Below are 16,703 nucleotides of genomic sequence, written 5' to 3' on the forward strand. Positions count from 1 at the left end.
TCAACGCATCGCCTCACACGCTGACCACGTCGAGAAGGTCGCCCAGTCCGCGCAGGTCATCGGCATTCCGCGTGGAGAGGCGGGCTCCGTGCGCATGAGCCGTGGCGGCGATGACCGCCGCGGCCAGCTGGCCGTAGCTCGCCGCGACGACCTCGTCGATGGGCAGCGCGTCGAACCGCTGCTGGATCACGGACAGGCGGCGGAGTCGCTCGGCTCGCCATCGACGAGGGATCTGTCAGCCTCCCAGGCGGAGTCTGCCGGTCCTGAAAAGAGGTCGGCGACGTCGCTCCAGGTGCGCCAGGAGCGCGGGCTGACGGGGGCGAGGCGAGCACTCGGCCTCCCCGCAACGGTGATGGGCACCTCTTCACCCCCCCTCGACGCGCCGCACGAGCTCGGAGGCTTGCTGGCGCAGCTCGCGCAGCCCGACAGTCATCACGAAGACAGGGTTGCCCATGTGCTACTCGGCGGGGAAGGACCGAGGTCCGCCTCCTCGCCCGCGTCGAACGACGCGATGGCCGCTGCGACGTCGCAGCGGACCGGGCCGTGAACGCCTCCGCGCCGGCCTCGGGTCTTCCGGGGCCGGCGCGGGGACGTCAGAGGGTGGTCAGAGGGTGGTCAGAGGGTGAAGCGCCCGGTCAGCTCCTGCAGCCGTCCGGCCGAGGTCGCGAGCGACCCCGCCGTCGTGGCCGTCTGCCCGGCGCCCTCGCGGTTCTGGGCGGTGCCCGCCGCGATGCTCGCGACGTTCGCGGCGATCTCGCCGCTGCCCGTGGAGATCTCCGTGACGTTGCGGACCATCTCGTTGGTGGTGGCGGACTGCTCCTCCACCGCGGCGGCGATGGTCTCCTGCACGGCGTCGATGCGGGCGATGACCTCGCCGATCTCGGTCACGGCGGAGGCTGCCGCGGCGGCGTCACCCTGGGTGGCCGAGACCTTCTTGATGATCTCGTCGGTGGCCTGAGCGGTCTGCCTCGCCAGCTCCTTGACCTCACCGGCGACGACGGCGAAGCCCTTGCCCATCTCGCCCGCCCGAGCAGCCTCGATGGTCGCGTTCAACGCGAGCAGGTTCGTCTGCTCGGCGATGCTCGTGATGAGCTTGACGACGTCGCCGATCTCCTTGCTGGACACCCCGAGCCGCTCGATCGCGCCGCCCGCCGAGCCCGCCGCGGACACCGCGGAGGACGCCATCGAGGAAGCCTCGCTGGTGGCGGTGGCGATCTGACTGATGGCGGAGGTCATCTCCTCGCCCGCCGCCGCGACGGTGGCGATGGACGTGCTGACCTCCTCAGTGGCGGCCGAGACCAGCTCGGTCTGCGCCGCGGACTCCTGAGCGCTCGCGGACAGCTGCGCGGAGATGCCGGACAGCTGGGCCGACGCCGCAGCGAGGGCCGTGGCCTCGTCGCGGATGTCGCGCATGGCGGAGGCCAGGGAGTCGAGGGAGGTATCGGTCGAGCTGGCCAGCTGGCCCAGCTCGTCGCGCCGGGTCAGAGCGACGCGGCGATCGAGGCGACCTCGGGCCACGTCCGCCATGACCTCGACGACCCGCGACAGCGGTCCGGTGACGGAGCGCGACACCACCACCGCGATGGCCGCCGCCGTCGCCACGGCCAGCGCTGCGCAGCCGACGAGCAGCGCCACCGCCGAGCGGTAGGCAGCCTTGCCGTCCGCCGCCATCCTGTCGACGGCGTCGTTCTCGGTCTTCTGGATGTCCTGCAGCGCGGCTTCAGCCTTCAGTCCCGCCGGCGTGAGCTGCTCCTTGCGCCCCTGCATGAACACGGTGAGGTCGTCCGCCTGGGCGGCGGGCATCAGCGCGTCGGCGGCCTTGCGAAAGTCCGCGAGGCCGGCGGTGAACGCGGCCCGCTGCGCCTCGCTGCTCGCGGGGTCGGTCGACAGGTAGTCCTTCCACTGCGCGTCCAGAGCGGCGTTGTCCTGCTCGTAGATCTTCAGCGCCGCCGCCGTGTCGGCGTCGTCGGTCGCCAGGGCAACGGCCAGCAGGTCGAGACGGACCTGGCGCAGGTCGGCGATGGTGTCGCCACTGGAGTCCACCGCGGCCACCCCCGCACCGGAGACCTCGTCCAGGTCTTCCTGGGCGTTGCCCAACCGCACCACGGCGAGACCGCTGACCAGCACGAGCAGGAAGCAGATGACGGCGAATCCGGCATACAGCTTGTGGGCGACCTTGAGATCGGCAAGCCGCTGCATCGTGGCGAGTCTCCTTCTACGAGATGGTCGTGACCTGTCGCCACGTCCATCGACCGAGAGACCGCCCACATGATCCGTTCGGTGGACATGATCGGGGGACAGGCAGCTCACCCCGCACTCCCAGGGGTTCTCCCGGCGCGAGGGGTGGCGGCCGCGACCGTGGGCGTGGCACCATCGCCAGCTGAACGACGCGCGCTCCGGGGTCGGTGTAATTCCGAACCGGCGGTGACAGTCCGCGACCCGACCGCAGCCAGCGGCCGGTGGACCTGGTGGAACTCCAGGACCGACGGTGAAAGTCCGGAGGGGAGGAGCACGCGGCGAGGTCCCGCAAGGGGCACCGCCCGCAGCGCCGTCGGCAGGTCTCAGCGGCCCGCTGCGTCGTCCGCCCCCTCGGGGTGGCTGACCGGCGGCCGACTGGACTACCCGCCGTCGTCGCCCTCCCCCGCAGCACCCCGGAGTCCGCACCGATGCGGAAGGGGACGGGAATGGCGGGCCACCAGAGCGGCACAGCGCTCCACAGCGACATCCACAGGGCTGTGGATAACGCTGTGGACAGTCGTGCCGTGGCGCCCGCCGACGCCCTGACCCGGGCGCTGGAGCTGGCCCGCCGCGGGCCCCTCACCGAGAACCCACAGGTCGGGTGCGTCATCGTGGGCGCCGGCGGGGAGCTGCTCGGTGAGGGCTGGCACCGCGGCGCGGGCACCGCGCACGCCGAGGTCGCCGCCATCGCGGACGCCGCTTCCCGCGGCAGCGACCTGCGCGGCGCCACGGCGGTCGTCACGCTCGAGCCGTGCCGGCACACCGGCCGCACCGGCCCCTGCACGCGCGCACTGCTCGACGCCGGCGTGGCCCGCGTGGTGGTCGGCACGCCCGACCCGACGCCGACGGCGGGCGGCGGAGCCGCCGAGCTGCGCGCGGCCGGGGTCGACGTCGTCGTCCTCGACGACCCGCGACCGCGCGAGCTCGTGAGGCCGTGGGCCCGCGCGCACCGCCACCACCGCCCGACGGTGACGTGGAAGTACGCCGCGACGCTGGACGGGTACAGCGCCGCGGCCGACGGCTCCAGCCGCTGGATCACCGGGCCGGTGGCGCGCGCCGACGTGCACGCGCGCCGCGCCCAGCACGACGCGGTGCTCGTCGGCACCGGCACGGCGCTGGCCGACGACCCGGCCCTGACGGTCCGCGACGCCGACGGCGTCCCGCTGCCGCAGCAGCCGCTGCGCGTGGTGGTGGGTCTGCGCGACCTGCCGGCCGGTGCGCGGCTGCTCGACGGCAGCGCCGAGACGGTGCACCTGCGCACCCGCGACCCCCGCGAGGCGCTGGCCGCGCTGTGGGAGCGGGGCGTGCGCTCGGTGTGGCTGGAGGGCGGGCCGCAGCTCGCGGCGGCGTTCTGGCGGGCCGGGCTCGTCGACGACGTCGTCGCGCACCTCGCGCCCGCGCTGCTCGGCAGCGGCCGCAGCGCCCTGGGCGACCTCGGCGCCACCTCCATCGACGACGCGCTCCGCCTGGAGCTCGTCGACGCTCATGTGCTCGGGGGCGACGTCGTCGTCCTCGCCCGCCCCACCCCTCCCCGCGACGATCAAGGAAGTTCTGCACGCCCGGGTGTGCACAACTTCCTTGATCGTCGCGCAGGGGTAGAGATCACCCAGCAGTCCGACCAGCAGCAGGAGGCCTGATGTTCACCGGCATCGTCGAGGAGCTCGGAGAGGTCGTGGCGCTGACGCGCGGCGAGACCTCCGCCCGCCTCACCGTCCGCGGCCCGCTCGTCACCGGCGACGCCGTGCACGGCGCGTCCATCGCCGTCGACGGCTGCTGCCTCACCGTGGTCGAGATCTCTCACGACGACGACGGCGCGCCGGTCGACTTCACCGCCGACGCCATGCTCGAGACGCTCGAGCGGACCACCCTGGGTGGCCTGCGCCCCGGTGACCGCGTCGACCTGGAGCGTCCCGTCGCCGCAGGCGGGCGGCTCGGCGGCCACGTGGTGCAAGGACACGTCGACGGGGTCGGCGAGATCGCGGCGCGCGTGCCGGGCGACCGGTGGGAGGTCGTCACGGTGTCCATCCCTGAGGAGCTGGCGAAGTACGTGGTGGAGAAGGGGTCGATCGCCGTCGACGGGGTCTCCCTCACGGTGACCGAGGTCAGCGCGGCGGGCGCCGAGCGGGCGTGGTTCTCCGTCTCGCTCATCCCCGAGACGCTGCGCGCCACCACGCTGGGCCGCAAGGGCGTCGGAGACCCGGTGAACCTCGAGGTCGACGTCCTGGCCAAGCACGTGGAGCGACTACTCGCTGACCGCGCGGTGGCCGGTCTGGAGGCCGTGCGATGAGCACCCCGACCACCAGCCGCCCCGACCACCAGGGCCTGGAGGGCCTGAGCACCGTCGAGGAAGCGCTCGCCGCGCTGCGCTGCGGCCATCCGGTGCTGGTCCTCGACGACGACGACCGCGAGAACGAGGGTGACGTCATCCTCGCCGCGTCGCTCGCCACCCCGCAGTGGGTCGCGTGGACCGTCAAGCACGGCTCCGGCTTGCTCTGCGCGCCGTTGCCCGCCGCGTTGGCCGACTCCCTCGGCCTGCCCGACATGGTCGAGCGCAACGAAGACTCACTGCGGACGGCGTACACGGTCACCGTCGACGCCGCCTCCGGCGTCACCACCGGCATCAGTGCCGCCGACCGTGCCCGCACCGCGCGAGTGCTGGCCGACCCTGCCTCCGGCCCTGCCGACCTCATCCGCCCCGGGCACGTGCTGCCGCTGCGGGCCCGCCCGGGCGGCGTGCTGGAGCGGCGCGGGCACACCGAGGCCGCCGTCGACCTGTGCCGCCTCGCCGGGCTGCCGCCGGTGGCGATCATCACCGAGCTCGTGGACCTCGACGACCCCGACGGCGACATGCTGCGCGGCCCGGCCGTCGTGGCCCTCGGCGCCGCGCACGGGCTGCCGGTCATCACCATCGAGCAGCTCGCCGCGCACCTGCGCTCCGCCACCGAGCCCCCCGTCCGTGATCATGGGCAGTCGGCCACCTCCGAGCGGGTCCCGCAGCGGCAGCGCGTGGTCGAAGTGGCTCGCGCGGCGCTGCCGACGGAGCACGGAGACTTCACCGCCGTCGCGTTCCGTGACCTGGCCACCGGGGCGGAGCACCTGGCGGTGGTCGCCGAGGCGCCGCGCTCGTCGTCGTCCTCCTCCTCTTCTGTCGCCCAGGGAGCGCCCGCGCCGCTAGTGCGGGTGCACTCGGAGTGCCTCACCGGTGACGCGTTCGGGTCGCTGCGGTGCGACTGCGGTCCGCAGCTGCGCGCCGCGCTGGAGCGGATCGGCGCGGAGGGCGGGGTGCTGGTGCACGTCGGCGGCCACGAGGGGCGCGCCATCGGCCTGTCCGCCAAGATCGCGGCGTACGCCCTGCAGGACGCGGGCGCCGACACCGTGGACGCCAACCTCGAGCTGGGGCTTCCCGTCGACGCGCGCGAGTACGGCGGCGCCGCCGCGGTGCTGCGTGCGCTCGGCGTGGAGCGGGTGCGGCTGCTCAGCAACAACCCGTCGAAGGCGATCGGGCTGGTCGAGCACGGCGTGGACGTGGTCGAGCAGCTCGGGCTGCACATCGGTGAGCACGACGACGACGGCGCCAGCTCCACGCTGAGGGGCCCCGCCCTGAGCGCGCCGCTGCGCGAGGCCTACCTGGCCACCAAGCGGGCCCGCATGGGCCACACACCCCCCACCCCCCGCCCCCCTTCCGCACTTTCCGCGGCAAGTGCGGAACCGGAGGGCTCGGGAAGCGCACTTTCCGCGGCAAGTGCGAGAAGAACGGGACCGGGGACGACGACGAGCTTCGCCACCACGACCACACAGGAGGAGAAGGCATGAGCGGACACGGAGCACCGGCGCTGGCGGTCGACGGAAGCGGCGTGCGCGTCGCGGTGGTCGCCGGGCTGTGGCACACCGAGGTGGTGGAGGGGCTGCTGGCCGGCGCACTGCGCGCCCTGGACGCGGCCGGTGCCCCCGAGCCGACCGTGGTGCGCGTCCCGGGCACCTTCGAGCTGCCGGTCGCGGCGGCACGCCTGGCCGCCGCGGGCTACGACGCCGTGGTCGCGCTCGGGGTGGTGGTGCGCGGCGGCACGCCGCACTTCGAGTACGTGTGCTCGGCGGCCACCACGGGGCTGACCGAGGTCGCGGTGCGCACCGGCGTGCCCGTCGGGTTCGGCGTGCTGACCTGCGACACCGACGCGCAGGCCCTCGACCGCGCCGGCCTGCCCGGCAGCAAGGAGGACAAGGGCGCCGAGGCGGCGGAGGCCGTGCTCGGCACCATCGCGGCGCTGCGCGCTGCCGGGGCCCTCCCCACGCCGGTTCCCGCCTGACCTCGTCCGTGATCATGGGCGTCCGCCACCACGTGATGGTGGCGGACGCCAATGATCACGAGTTCGAGGGAGTCGGCGTGAGCGGCAGAACGGATTCGGTGGGCAGCGGCGGCACGTCGGTGCCGCCGGGGGTGAAGGTCGGCGTGCCACCAGGCGTGCTGCCGGTCGGCTCGGCGGGCTCCTCCAGCGCCGGCTCGTCCTCCGGGGGCTTCGACTCCTCGCGGTAGCTCTCCGCCGTGCGCCGCTCGACGGTAGCGCTGTCGAGCCCCACCCCGCCGACGGTGACGTCGTCGACCGCCAGCAACGATCCGTCGACGGCGGAGAAGTGCAGCACCGACATCTGCAGCGGCGTCGGCTCGCCGTCCACGAGGCTCCGCAGCCCCGCACCGCCGGAGGAACCCTGCGTGAGCAGGAGCGTGTCGCCGTCGACGGCGGAGGCCCGCCGGTGCGTATGCCCGTCCAGCACCAGCGGCACCCGACCGACCAGCGGCAGCGCCATCGGCGGCTCGTGCACGAGCGCCACGTCCACCGGCCGCCCGGCCCGCGCCTCGGCCTCGAGCGAGCGCCCCAGCGCCTCCCCCGCGACGGTCAGCTGCTCGCGCACCACCTCGTTGAGCACGAGGCTGCTCGGGTTGAAGCGCGGGTCGCCCGTCCCCGCGAAGCGGACGCCGCCGATGGTGGCGCTCTCGCCGTCGTCCAGCACCTGCACCCGGCCGTCCGACGCGGCTTCCAGCGCCTCGACGGCGGCCTGCGTGGTGGAGGAGTCGTGGTTGCCGCGCACCCACAGGTACGGCACGCCCAACGAGGCCATCGGCGTGAGCAGCGAGGTCTCGGCTTCGCTGCCGAAGTCGGAGCTGTCGCCGGTGTCGACGACGCCGACGATGTCGAACTCCTCCACGAGCGTGCTCATGAGGCGGTAGGCCTCGGGGTTGTTGTGGACGTCGGAGACCCACAGCACGCGCACGTCGTCGTCGCCGGCCGCCGAGCTCGCCGGCAACCCCGACAGCGCCGAGTACAACCGCGAGACGCTCCCCGTGAGCGCCGCGACGCGCGTCTGGTACGCGGTGAAGCGGCTGCCCACGCTGGTGAGGTCTCCCACGAGCGCCGGCGCTCGCGTCAGCAGCCCCGAGTAGCGCGGCTCGGCCAGCGCCCGGCTGTTCGCCGTGGCAGCGGCCATCCCGCCGCTGACCAGCAGCAGGCCCAGCACGGCGAGCATCCCCACGAGCGCTGTCCGCACCCGGCGGAACACCAGCAGGCAGGCGAGGGCGGCAGCGGCCAGAGCCACGAGCACCGACCGGAGCACGAGGTCCACGAGAGCGCCGCGGACGTCGCGCGTGAGCTCGTCGGCCACGGAGTCGGCGGTGGTGCCCCGGGCCAGCAGGGAGCGCGCCTCGGGCAGCCGCAGCCGCTCCACCTGCACGGACAGGCGCAGCGGGCCGTCGTGAGTGGCGAGCGCCAGCTGTCCCAGCGGCGGGACCTGCACCCGGGTGCCCCCGCTCAGCGAGGGCTGCAGCGTGAGGTGCACGTCGACGGGGCCGACGCTCGCGGAGGTGCCACCGGCCGTGGCCATCCCCGCCCCCGCAGCCACCACGGCGACGACGACGACGGCGGCCGCGCGCAACCAGCCCCAGCGGGCCCACGCCCGGGCCAGTCGCTCTCGAGGTCCGCGCCCACCGGCGGCGGCGCGGCCCGACGAGGCCCCCCGGACAGCGATCACCGGCGGCACCCTACGGGGCACCGCCGGTGATCACTGCTCGTCCGACTACTGAGCGTGGACGGATGTCAGGCGAGGGCCTTCGCCAGGTTCTCGTCCAGGGTGGCGAGGAACGCCTCGGTGGTCTGCCACTCCTGGTCCTTGCCGACCAGCAGCGCCAGGTCCTTGGTCATCTTGCCGCTCTCGACGGTGGAGATGACGACCTGCTCGAGCTTGGCCGCGAACTCGCGCACCGCGGGGGTGCCGTCGAGCTTGCCGCGGTGGTCGAGGCCGCGCGTCCACGCGTAGATCGAGGCGATCGGGTTGGTGGACGTCGGCTTGCCGGCCTGGTGCTGCCGGTAGTGGCGGGTGACGGTGCCATGCGCGGCCTCCGCCTCCACGGTGCGCCCGTCCGGCGTGGCCAGCACGGACGTCATGAGGCCGAGGGAGCCGAAGCCCTGCGCGACGGTGTCGGACTGCACGTCACCGTCGTAGTTCTTGGTGGCCCAGACGTAGCCGCCCTCCCACTTGAGCGCGGAGGCGACCATGTCGTCGATGAGGCGGTGCTCGTAGGTGAGGCCCGCCTTCTCGAACTGGTCCTTGAACTCGGCCTCGTAGACCTCGGCGAAGATGTCCTTGAAGCGGCCGTCGTAGGCCTTGAGGATCGTGTTCTTCGTCGACAGGTAGACCGGGTAGTTCCGGGCCAGGCCGTAGTTCAGCGACGCACGGGCGAAGTCGCGGATGGAGCTGTCGAGGTTGTACATCGACAGCGACACGCCGGCGCCGGGCGCCTCGAAGACGGTGTGCTGGATCGGCTCGGACCCGTCGGACGGCGTGAACGTCACCGTCAGCGTGCCCGCGGAGGGGAACGTGAAGTCGGTGGCGCGGTACTGGTCACCGAAGGCGTGACGGCCGACGATGATCGGCTTGGTCCAGCCCGGCACCAGGCGCGGGATGTTGCTGATGATGATCGGCTCGCGGAAGATCACGCCGCCGAGGATGTTGCGGATGGTCCCGTTCGGGGAGCGCCACATCTTCTTGAGGCCGAACTCCTCCACCCGCGCCTCGTCGGGCGTGATGGTGGCGCACTTCACGCCGACGCCGTGCTTCTTGATGGCGTTGGCGGAGTCGATCGTCACCTGGTCGTCGGTGGCGTCGCGGTGCTCGATACCGAGGTCGTAGTACTCGAGGTCGACGTCGAGGTAGGGGTGGATCAGGCGGTCCTTGATGAACTGCCAGATGATCCGGGTCATCTCGTCGCCGTCGAGCTCGACGACCTTGCCCTCGACCTTGATCTTCGCCATGCGCGTCCCTGTCCTCCGTCGGAGCAGTAGGTGTCAGTCGTCCTTACCCCGAACCTACCGACCTCCCGCACCGGGACCTCCCGCAGGTGCGCCCGGACGGCAACCCCACCCGCAACCGAGCGCCCGGTTGCGGTTCCCGAGGGGGCCTGAACCGCAACCAGGCGCTCGGCTGCGCGTCGATGAGGGCGGCGTGCGAGAGGGTGCGGGGGTGTTCCACGTCGTCCTCGTCGAGCCCGAGATCCCCGGCAACGCCGGCGCCGCCATCCGCCTGTCGGCCACCACCGGCGCCCACCTGCACCTCGTGCGGCCGCTCGGCTTCGACCTGGAGGACTCCAAGCTCCGCCGCGCCGGGCTGGACTACCACGACCTGGCCCGCACCACGGTGCACGACGACGTCGAGGCGCTGTGGGCTGCCCTGGCGGAGCTGGGCTCGCGCCGGGCGTACGCGCTGACCTCCTCGGCGACGCGCTGGTACTCCGACGTCGCCTACGAGCCGGGGGACGCGCTGCTGTTCGGGCGGGAGTCCGTCGGCCTGCCCGAGCGCGTGCTGGCCGACGCCCGGGTCACCGACCAGCTGCGGATCCCGATGCTGGCGCAGCGGCGGTCGCTGAACGCCTCGAACGCCGTCGCCGTCGTCGTCCACGAGGCATGGCGTCAGCACGGCTTCGCCGGGGGCTCCTGACCGGCGCATGACCGATACCTGACCGGCACCTGACCTCCGCGTGATCACCGGGCGGTGATCGCGCCTCGGGGCACCCGAGTAGCGTCGAAGGGATGCTGCCCTCGGACCTGCCCCTGCTCGCCGGCTGCTCCGGACCGTCCCTGACGCCCGACGGGCGGACCGCCGTCGTCTCGATCACCGCGCCCGACCTCCACACCGACGAGGAGGTCGGTGACCTGTGGCGCGTGCCCACCGACGGCAGCGCACCGCCGCGCCGCCTGACGCGCGGTCACCGCGACACGGCCGCCGCGGTGAGTCCTGACGGCCGCTGGGTGGCGTTCCTGCGGGCATCTCCCGGGGCAGCCCCGCAGCTGCACCTCGTCGAGACGGACGGCGGTGAGCCGATCGCGCTGACCACCGCCGAGCAGCTGCCGCTGGGCGCGGGCGCGCCGCGCTGGTCTCCCGGGGGTGACCAGCTGGCGTTCTGCGCCCGCGTCCCCGAGCCGGGCCGCTACGGCACGGCCAACGGCCCGGCGCACCTGCGCGGCCCGGACGCCGAGCCGCCGCGCCTCATCACCACTCCCGCCCACCGCATCGACGGCGTGGGCTTCACCCTCGACCGGCGCCTGCACGCCTTCGTGCTCGACGTCGACAGGACCGCCGTCGACGCCGGCCAGCGGATCTCGGCCCCCGAGCGCCCCGCACCACGGCAGGTCACCGATGGCGACGCCGACGACACGCAGGTCGTGTGGACGACGGACGGGCTCGCGCTGCTCGTGGTCTCCACCCGCCACGAGGGCGCCGGCCACGACCAGCGTCGCGGCGCGTACCGCGTGGAGGCCACCGCGCACCGCGAGGACAAGCTCGTCCCGGTCGTCACGGGCGACCTCGCCGTCAGCCGCGTCGCCGCGGACCCTGACGGGAACCGCCTCTGGCTGCTCGCGACGGCGCTGGACGAGCGCGGCCTGGGTGCGGTGGCGCAGCCGGAGTCGCTCTACACCGCCGTCCTCGACCTGGACGACCTGGGGACGACGACGGCGGCCGCCGTCGCGCGACTGACCCCGCCCGACGTCGACCTGGGAGACCCGGCCGGCTTCCTCGAGGTGGACGCCGCCGGTGCCCTCGTTGCGGAGCGGACGCGGGGGTCGCTGCGGCTGCTGCGCGTGCGCCCCGACGGGTCATGGCAGACGCTGCTGGACGGCCCGTTGCAGGTGACGGGGGTGGCGAGCACCCCTGACGGCACGGCGGCGGTCGCCGTCGTCGCCGATCAGAGCAGTCGCGGCGAGCTGGTCCGGGTCGGGCCCGCCGCGGTGACCGACGGTCAGGACGGTGAGCCGCTGCGGCTCACCGACGCCGGTGGCCCGCTGCGCGCGACCGGGCGGCTGCGTCCGCTGCTGGAGGTGGAGCACCCCAGCCGTGACGGGTACCCGGTGCACGGGTGGGTGGTGCTGCCGGACGAGGCGCACTTCGGCGCCGGCCCCCACCCGGTGCTGCTGCTGGTCCACGGCGGACCGCACGCCCAGTACGGGTGGGCACTGTTCGACGAGGCGCAGGTGGCCGCCGGCGCCGGGTATGCGGTGGTCATGGGCAACCCGCGCGGGTCCGCGGGCTACGGGCTCGCGCACGGCGAGGCGGTGCTCGGGGCACTGGGCACCGTGGACGCCGACGACGTCGAGGCGCTGCTGGACGGGGTGCTCGCGGACGCCTCGCTACCCCTGGACGCCGAGCGGGTGGGGGTCATGGGTGGCAGCTACGGCGGGTACATGGCCGCACTGCTCACCACGCGCACCCACCGCTTCGCGGCGGCGGTGGTGGAGCGCGGCTACCTCGACGCGACGAGCTTCGTGGGGTCGGCCGACATCGGCTGGTACTTCCCCGACCAGCTGCACGGGTCGGACGCCGCGATGCGGGAGCAGTCGCCGCTGACGCACGTCGCCTCTGTGCGCACCCCGACGCTGGTCATCCACTCCGAGCAGGACTGGCGCTGCCCGGTGGAGCAGGGTCAGCGGTGGTGGACGGCGCTGCGCCGGCAGGGCGTCGAGACCGCGCTCCTCCTGTTCCCCGGGGAGGGGCACGAGCTCACCCGCTCGGGTCGGCCGAGTCACCGGACGGCGCGCTTCGAGCACCTCGCGCGGTGGTGGGAGCGGCACCTTCCGGTGTGATGCGACGCGTGACGGCGGCGTGTCAGGCAGGTAACGACGGGCGAACGGCCGCGCGACATCGGGCCTAAAGACCCTTGACACAGGTCTGACCTGATCTGCTGGCGAAGATCTTTCGGTGCATCGCAGCAGGTCAGGGAGTTACGGGCGTCGCAACGATATCCGTCCGATCACGATCTTGCTCCGAACCAAGCGGGCTGTCAGTCCCGACGTGCATGCTCATGCCATGACGTCGACCGGGTCAGGCTCCGTGCCAGCACAGCGCCGACCCCAGGTTGCGCCCCGGTCACTGCCCGACCAGCTGGCGCTCCTCGCGCAGGCGGTCGACGTGCTCGCGGTGCGCGTGGCCGTCTCCGGTGAGCTCGCCTCCGACGTGCGCGCCCGCGCCCTCGGTCTGCACCTGGCGGCCGCAGCCGCCGCTGTGCGCGAGCAGGTGTCGCGCCAGCGCGACGTCGTCGTCCCCGTCCTGGCCGCCGCCGACAACGCCGACGACGGCGCGGCCGCGGCCGAGCTCCTCACCGCGTCGCTGGCCTCGGCCGACCGCGTGCTCAGCGTGGTCCGCGCCACCAGTCCGGGCGCCAGCGCGCTACTCGCACAGACGGCCGGTGTGGGCGCCCTGCAGCAGCTCGGCATCGCCACCCGGGCGCTGTGGAGCGCCTTGGTCGACCACGAGCGCCTGTGGGCGGCCGGTGCCGCGCCGCTGGCACGTCGCCTGCTCAGCGAGCGGGCGCGCACCACCTGCGGCTGACCCCGCCGCCCGGCAGCCGCCACAACAGCCATCAGAGCAACCGTCAGAGCAAGCCTGCCTCTGCCGCGGAGGCGTGAAGCGCCGCGCGCACCTGGCGCGCTGCCTGCCGGTGGCGCTCGGCGGCGGCGTCGTCGCCCAGAAGGGCGGCGCACTCCGCGAGCGCGTCGTCGACGGGTCCGATCGGGAGCGAGCCGGAGTCGATGCCGGCCACCCGGCCGGCCCACGGTCGGAGCAGCTCGGCGAGGCGGGCGGCCTCGGCGCGGTCTCCGACGGCGACGGCGGCGTGCGCCCACATCGTGTTGAGCGCCAGCCAGTAGTAGCCACGCCGGGGCTGCACGGCACCGGCGAGGGACTGGCGCGCCTCGTCCATCCGGCCGGCCCGCGCCAGGGCGAGGGCCGCCGGCGGGGCGAACTCCCCACCGGACATGCGGTCGATCTCCTGGAGCTGGTCGGCGAGCACCCCGAGGTCACCGCCGCGAGCGCACTCGACCATGACGCGGCCCAGCGCCGTCATGAGCTGGGTGTTCACGCCGCCGAGCTCGGAGAGGCCGTCGATGGCGGCGTCCCACCGCGCCAGCGCGGCGTCGTAGCGCCCGGCCAGGGCCTCGGTGACGCTGCGCCACACCGCCAGCACCCCGAGCAGCTGGCCGAGCTGGCCGCTGGCGCAGAGCTCCAGGGCCGCCCGCACCTCGCGGTCCGCGGCGCGCAGGTCGCCCACGGCCGCCGAGGCCATGAAGAGCATCCAGTGCCCGGTGGCGAGGTAGTCGCTGGACGCGGCGCGGGTCGCCGTCTCGATGAGTTCGCGGGCCAGCGCGGCGCGCTGATCGGCCAGCCGGGGCCCGAGCGCGGCGTAGGTGCGGATGTTGAGCGCCGCGCACAGCGTGGTGAGGACCTCGGGGTCCTCCGCGGACCCGCCCTGCCGCTCGTGCTCGCGGACCAGCGCCCGGGCCTCCCGGAGGGCCTCGGCGCTGATCGCGATCTCGGCGTCGAGGTCGCCCCCCTCGCTCTCGAGGAAGTGGGCGACGTGGAGCCTCACCCGGTCGGCGCCGGTGATGTCCGGGCTGGCCAGCAGCTCCTCCGCCGCCTCCCGCAGGCCGGTGGGGGGCGCGGTGACGTCGCGGATCGTCCACACCAGCGGGGTCCGCCAGGCGGTGACGACGGCGAGGATCAGGTCGCGGCGGCCTGTGGCGCGGGCCAGGTCGAGGGTCTCGACCTGGCACTGCCGGGCGCCCGCGGCGTTCCCGGCGCGCGCCGCGGCGGTGACCGCCTCCACGCGCAGGGCGACGCGGGCCTCCGCCGAGCGGTCGGGGTGGTCGGCCGGGAGCAGCTCCTGCGCACGCAGCGCCGTCGTGTACAGCGCCGCCGCCTCGGCGGGCGCACCGACGGCCGTGGCCGCGCGTGCTGCGGCCCGCAGGTGCCCTAGGGCGCGCGCCGCGGTGGCCGGGGACAGGCTCGCGCCGGCGTGGTGGGCCAGGGCGGCGACGTCGTGCGGTGCGAGGCGCTCGTAGACGTCCACGGCGGCCGCGTGCAGCCGGGTGCGCCGCAGCACCGGCGTGTCCTCGTAGAGGACGTCGCGGACCAGGGCGTGGGTGAAGCCGACGGCGCCCGGCGCGGGCTGGTCGAGCATCCCCGCGAGCACGGGAGCCTCGAGCGCGTCGAGCACGTCGTCGATGTCGCGACCGGACAGCTCGGCGAGCACGTCCACGCGCACCCGCCGCCCCAGCACCGCGGCCTGGCGCAACGTGGTCAGGGACGGGCCGGGCAGGCGAGCCAGGCGGGCCCGAAGCACGTCGGCGACGCCCGCCGGCACGGTGACCTCGCCACGTCCGTGGAGCAGGGAGCGCACCACCGCCGGCCCGCGGGCCGCCAGGAGCCGCGACAGCTCACGGACGAAGAGGGGCCGCCCGCCGGTCCGGGTCAGCAGGAGGTCGACCAGCTCGGGGTCGGGAGCGTCCGGGTCGGCGGGGCCGACCAGGCCCGACCGCCGCGCGAGCGCCGCGACCGCCTCTCGCGGGAGCCCCTCCAACTCGACGTGCCCGGCGGTGGCAGCGGCCAGGGCCGCACGGGCGGCCCCGAGCTCGATGCCGCTCTCGGACGGACGGAACGCGGCGACCACCAGCACCGGCGACTCGTCGAGGTGGTCGACCACCTGGCGCAGCAGCTGCAGCGTCAGGCCGTCGGCGCGGTGGACGTCGTCGAGGACGACGAGCACCGGCGCCCGCCCGGCGCGCTCCGCCAGCTGGCGGGCCACCGCGCGCGCCAGGAGGAACGGCGACGTCGTCGCGGCGAGCTCGGTGAGCTCACCGGCCTCGACGTCGTCGAGGACCTCCTGCCAGGCCCAGCCCGGAGGGGCACCGTCGACCTCGGGGCAGCGCCCCCACGCCGTCGTCCACCCGCGAGCGGCAGCGGCGCTGACCAGGCTCGCCAGCAGCGTCGTCTTGCCGTCGCCGGCCTCCCCCGCCAGCCACACGAGCCGCGCCGCACCCGTCCGCTGGGCCTCCTCGCCCGCGGCGAGCACCTGGGCAACCTCCCGCGCGCGGCCCAATGCGTCGTCGTCCTGAGCCGGCACCGGAGCACCGGCGACGGGCTCGAGGGCGGGCTGCGTCGTCACCTCCACCGGCAACGAGGACGAGAAGGAGGAGGACGAGGACGACGACGACGGCGGCGGCGGGCGCGCGTCCAGCGACGCGGACTGCGCGAGCACGTCAGCCTCCAGCGCCCGCAACGCCGGCGACGGATCCACCCCGAGCTCGTCCGCCAGGTGGGCACGCAGCGAGCGCAGCACCCCGAGCGCATCGCCCTGGCGACCGCTGCGGTACAGCGCCAACGCCAGCAGCCGCACGGCCTCCTCGCGAGCCGGATGGTCGTGCACGTGGCGCTCCAGATCGGCCACCGCCCGGCCGACCTCGCCGGCCTCCAGGTCAGCAGCAGCGGCCCGCTCGACGGCGCTGCGGCGCAGCTCCTCCAACCGGGCCGCCTCCGGGCCGGCCCATGCGGTGTCGGTGCTCTCGGCGAAGGCGGGCCCCGACCAGCAGGCCAAGGCCTGCGCGAGCCGCGCGCGGCGCTCGCGGGGGTCGACCAGCGCACCGGCGCCGTTCAGGAGGTCCTCGAAGCGCCAGGCGTCCACGGTGGCGCGCGGCAGCCTCAGCGCGTAGCCCGGTGGGGCGCTGACCAGCACCGATGCCGGCTGGCGCGGGGCACGTCCGGGCTCCAGGGAGCGGCGCAGGTGCGAGACGTGCACCTGCAGGGCGCCCAGCGCCTTCGGCGGCGGCTCGCCGTCCCACAGGTCGTCGACGAGGCGGTCCGTGGAGACCACGCGGCCGCCCTCCACCACGAGCCGCGCGAGGACCGCTCGCTGACGGGGTCCGCCCAGGTCAGCGGGCTCACCGGCCACCGTCGCTCGGGTGGACCCGAGGACGTGGATCTCGACGTCGCTGCCCATGGCGCACGGAGGCTATCCCGGCGACGTCGGTGATCGGCGAACCCGCCGGGGTACTCCCCTCCTCCGCCCGCCCCCTATCCCCGCCGCCCTTCCCGCACTTTCCGCGGCAAGTGCGGCTCCGTGCCCTTCGTTGGCTCACTTGCCGCGGAAAGTG

11 protein-coding genes, 1 pseudogene and 1 riboswitch are annotated in these 16,703 nt (G+C 74.5%); of the genes and pseudogenes, 7 read left to right on the forward strand and 5 right to left on the reverse strand.

Annotated features, from left to right (window positions below):
• Positions 1 to 13: 13 nt before the first annotated feature.
• A pseudogene (locus BXY45_RS03805) lies at positions 14 to 217 on the reverse strand (PIN domain-containing protein); the annotation flags it as partial.
• Between the two features lie 398 nt (positions 218 to 615).
• On the reverse strand, positions 616 to 2,199 hold the full coding sequence (locus tag BXY45_RS03815) for a methyl-accepting chemotaxis protein (RefSeq protein WP_109772995.1): 1,584 nt from the start codon (positions 2,197 to 2,199) through the stop codon (positions 616 to 618).
• A 189-nt stretch (positions 2,200 to 2,388) separates the two neighbouring features.
• Positions 2,389 to 2,516, forward strand: a riboswitch (FMN riboswitch).
• Positions 2,517 to 2,747: 231 nt separating this feature from the next.
• Between BXY45_RS03815 and ribD the strand changes: the two genes are divergently transcribed.
• The 4 genes from ribD to ribH are packed head-to-tail and all read left to right on the forward strand — an operon-like array spanning position 2,748 to position 6,542.
• Positions 2,748 to 3,875 (forward strand): bifunctional diaminohydroxyphosphoribosylaminopyrimidine deaminase/5-amino-6-(5-phosphoribosylamino)uracil reductase RibD, encoded by a 1,128-nt coding sequence (gene ribD / locus BXY45_RS03820; RefSeq protein WP_245961636.1) that lies wholly within the window; start codon positions 2,748 to 2,750, stop codon positions 3,873 to 3,875.
• Entirely contained in the window at positions 3,875 to 4,525 is a 651-nt protein-coding gene (locus BXY45_RS03825; protein WP_109772997.1) for a riboflavin synthase, read from the forward strand. Before ribD ends, BXY45_RS03825 begins: the two co-directional genes overlap by 1 nt.
• A complete protein-coding gene (ribB, locus tag BXY45_RS03830) occupies positions 4,522 to 6,051 on the forward strand; it encodes a 3,4-dihydroxy-2-butanone-4-phosphate synthase (protein WP_109772998.1) in 1,530 nt (509 codons plus the stop codon). The genes BXY45_RS03825 and ribB overlap by 4 nt, the downstream gene beginning before the upstream one ends.
• Positions 6,048 to 6,542, forward strand: coding sequence for a 6,7-dimethyl-8-ribityllumazine synthase (gene ribH / locus BXY45_RS03835; RefSeq protein ID WP_109772999.1), 495 nt, complete (start codon positions 6,048 to 6,050; stop codon positions 6,540 to 6,542). The genes ribB and ribH overlap by 4 nt, the downstream gene beginning before the upstream one ends.
• A 55-nt stretch (positions 6,543 to 6,597) precedes the next feature.
• Here ribH and BXY45_RS03840 read toward each other — a convergent pair whose 3' ends face one another.
• Positions 6,598 to 8,259 (reverse strand): metallophosphoesterase family protein, encoded by a 1,662-nt coding sequence (locus BXY45_RS03840; RefSeq protein ID WP_146211069.1) that lies wholly within the window; start codon positions 8,257 to 8,259, stop codon positions 6,598 to 6,600.
• Between the two features lie 65 nt (positions 8,260 to 8,324).
• Positions 8,325 to 9,539 carry an NADP-dependent isocitrate dehydrogenase gene (locus BXY45_RS03845; protein ID WP_109773001.1) on the reverse strand — a complete coding sequence of 405 codons (1,215 nt, stop codon included), beginning with the start codon at positions 9,537 to 9,539 and terminating at the stop codon, positions 8,325 to 8,327.
• 190 nt (positions 9,540 to 9,729) lie between these two features.
• Here BXY45_RS03845 and BXY45_RS03850 point away from each other — a divergent pair, with 190 nt between their 5' ends.
• The 3 genes from BXY45_RS03850 to BXY45_RS03860 all read left to right on the forward strand — a co-directional run bounded on the left by BXY45_RS03850 (position 9,730) and on the right by BXY45_RS03860 (position 13,107).
• Positions 9,730 to 10,221, forward strand: coding sequence for a tRNA (cytidine(34)-2'-O)-methyltransferase (locus BXY45_RS03850; protein WP_245961637.1), 492 nt, complete (start codon positions 9,730 to 9,732; stop codon positions 10,219 to 10,221).
• A gap of 92 nt (positions 10,222 to 10,313) precedes the next feature.
• Positions 10,314 to 12,362: an alpha/beta hydrolase family protein gene (locus BXY45_RS03855; protein WP_109773003.1), complete on the forward strand. Its 2,049-nt coding sequence runs from the start codon at positions 10,314 to 10,316 to the stop codon at positions 12,360 to 12,362.
• A 223-nt stretch (positions 12,363 to 12,585) separates the two neighbouring features.
• Positions 12,586 to 13,107, forward strand: coding sequence for a hypothetical protein (locus BXY45_RS03860; RefSeq protein WP_109773004.1), 522 nt, complete (start codon positions 12,586 to 12,588; stop codon positions 13,105 to 13,107).
• 43 nt (positions 13,108 to 13,150) lie between these two features.
• Here BXY45_RS03860 and BXY45_RS03865 read toward each other — a convergent pair whose 3' ends face one another.
• Positions 13,151 to 16,549, reverse strand: a complete 3,399-nt coding sequence (locus tag BXY45_RS03865; protein WP_109773005.1) for an ATP-binding protein — start codon at positions 16,547 to 16,549, stop codon at positions 13,151 to 13,153.
• Between the last annotated feature and the right edge of the window lie 154 nt (positions 16,550 to 16,703).

Source organism: Quadrisphaera granulorum (assembly GCF_003149145.1).
Taxonomy (GTDB): Bacteria; Actinomycetota; Actinomycetes; order Actinomycetales; family Quadrisphaeraceae; genus Quadrisphaera; species Quadrisphaera granulorum.

What these genes read in the sequence shown, in the direction of transcription:
- BXY45_RS03815 (WP_109772995.1), bottom strand. Translation starts at nt 2,199, where the DNA reads ATGCAGCGGCTTGCCGATCTCAAGGTCGCCCACAAGCTGTATGCCGGA.
- BXY45_RS03825 (WP_109772997.1), top strand. Translation starts at nt 3,875, where the DNA reads ATGTTCACCGGCATCGTCGAGGAGCTCGGAGAGGTCGTGGCGCTGACG.
- ribB (WP_109772998.1), top strand. Translation starts at nt 4,522, where the DNA reads ATGAGCACCCCGACCACCAGCCGCCCCGACCACCAGGGCCTGGAGGGC.
- ribH (WP_109772999.1), top strand. Translation starts at nt 6,048, where the DNA reads ATGAGCGGACACGGAGCACCGGCGCTGGCGGTCGACGGAAGCGGCGTG.
- BXY45_RS03845 (WP_109773001.1), bottom strand. Translation starts at nt 9,539, where the DNA reads ATGGCGAAGATCAAGGTCGAGGGCAAGGTCGTCGAGCTCGACGGCGAC.
- BXY45_RS03855 (WP_109773003.1), top strand. Translation starts at nt 10,314, where the DNA reads ATGCTGCCCTCGGACCTGCCCCTGCTCGCCGGCTGCTCCGGACCGTCC.
- BXY45_RS03860 (WP_109773004.1), top strand. Translation starts at nt 12,586, where the DNA reads ATGACGTCGACCGGGTCAGGCTCCGTGCCAGCACAGCGCCGACCCCAG.
- BXY45_RS03865 (WP_109773005.1), bottom strand. Translation starts at nt 16,549, where the DNA reads ATGGGCAGCGACGTCGAGATCCACGTCCTCGGGTCCACCCGAGCGACG.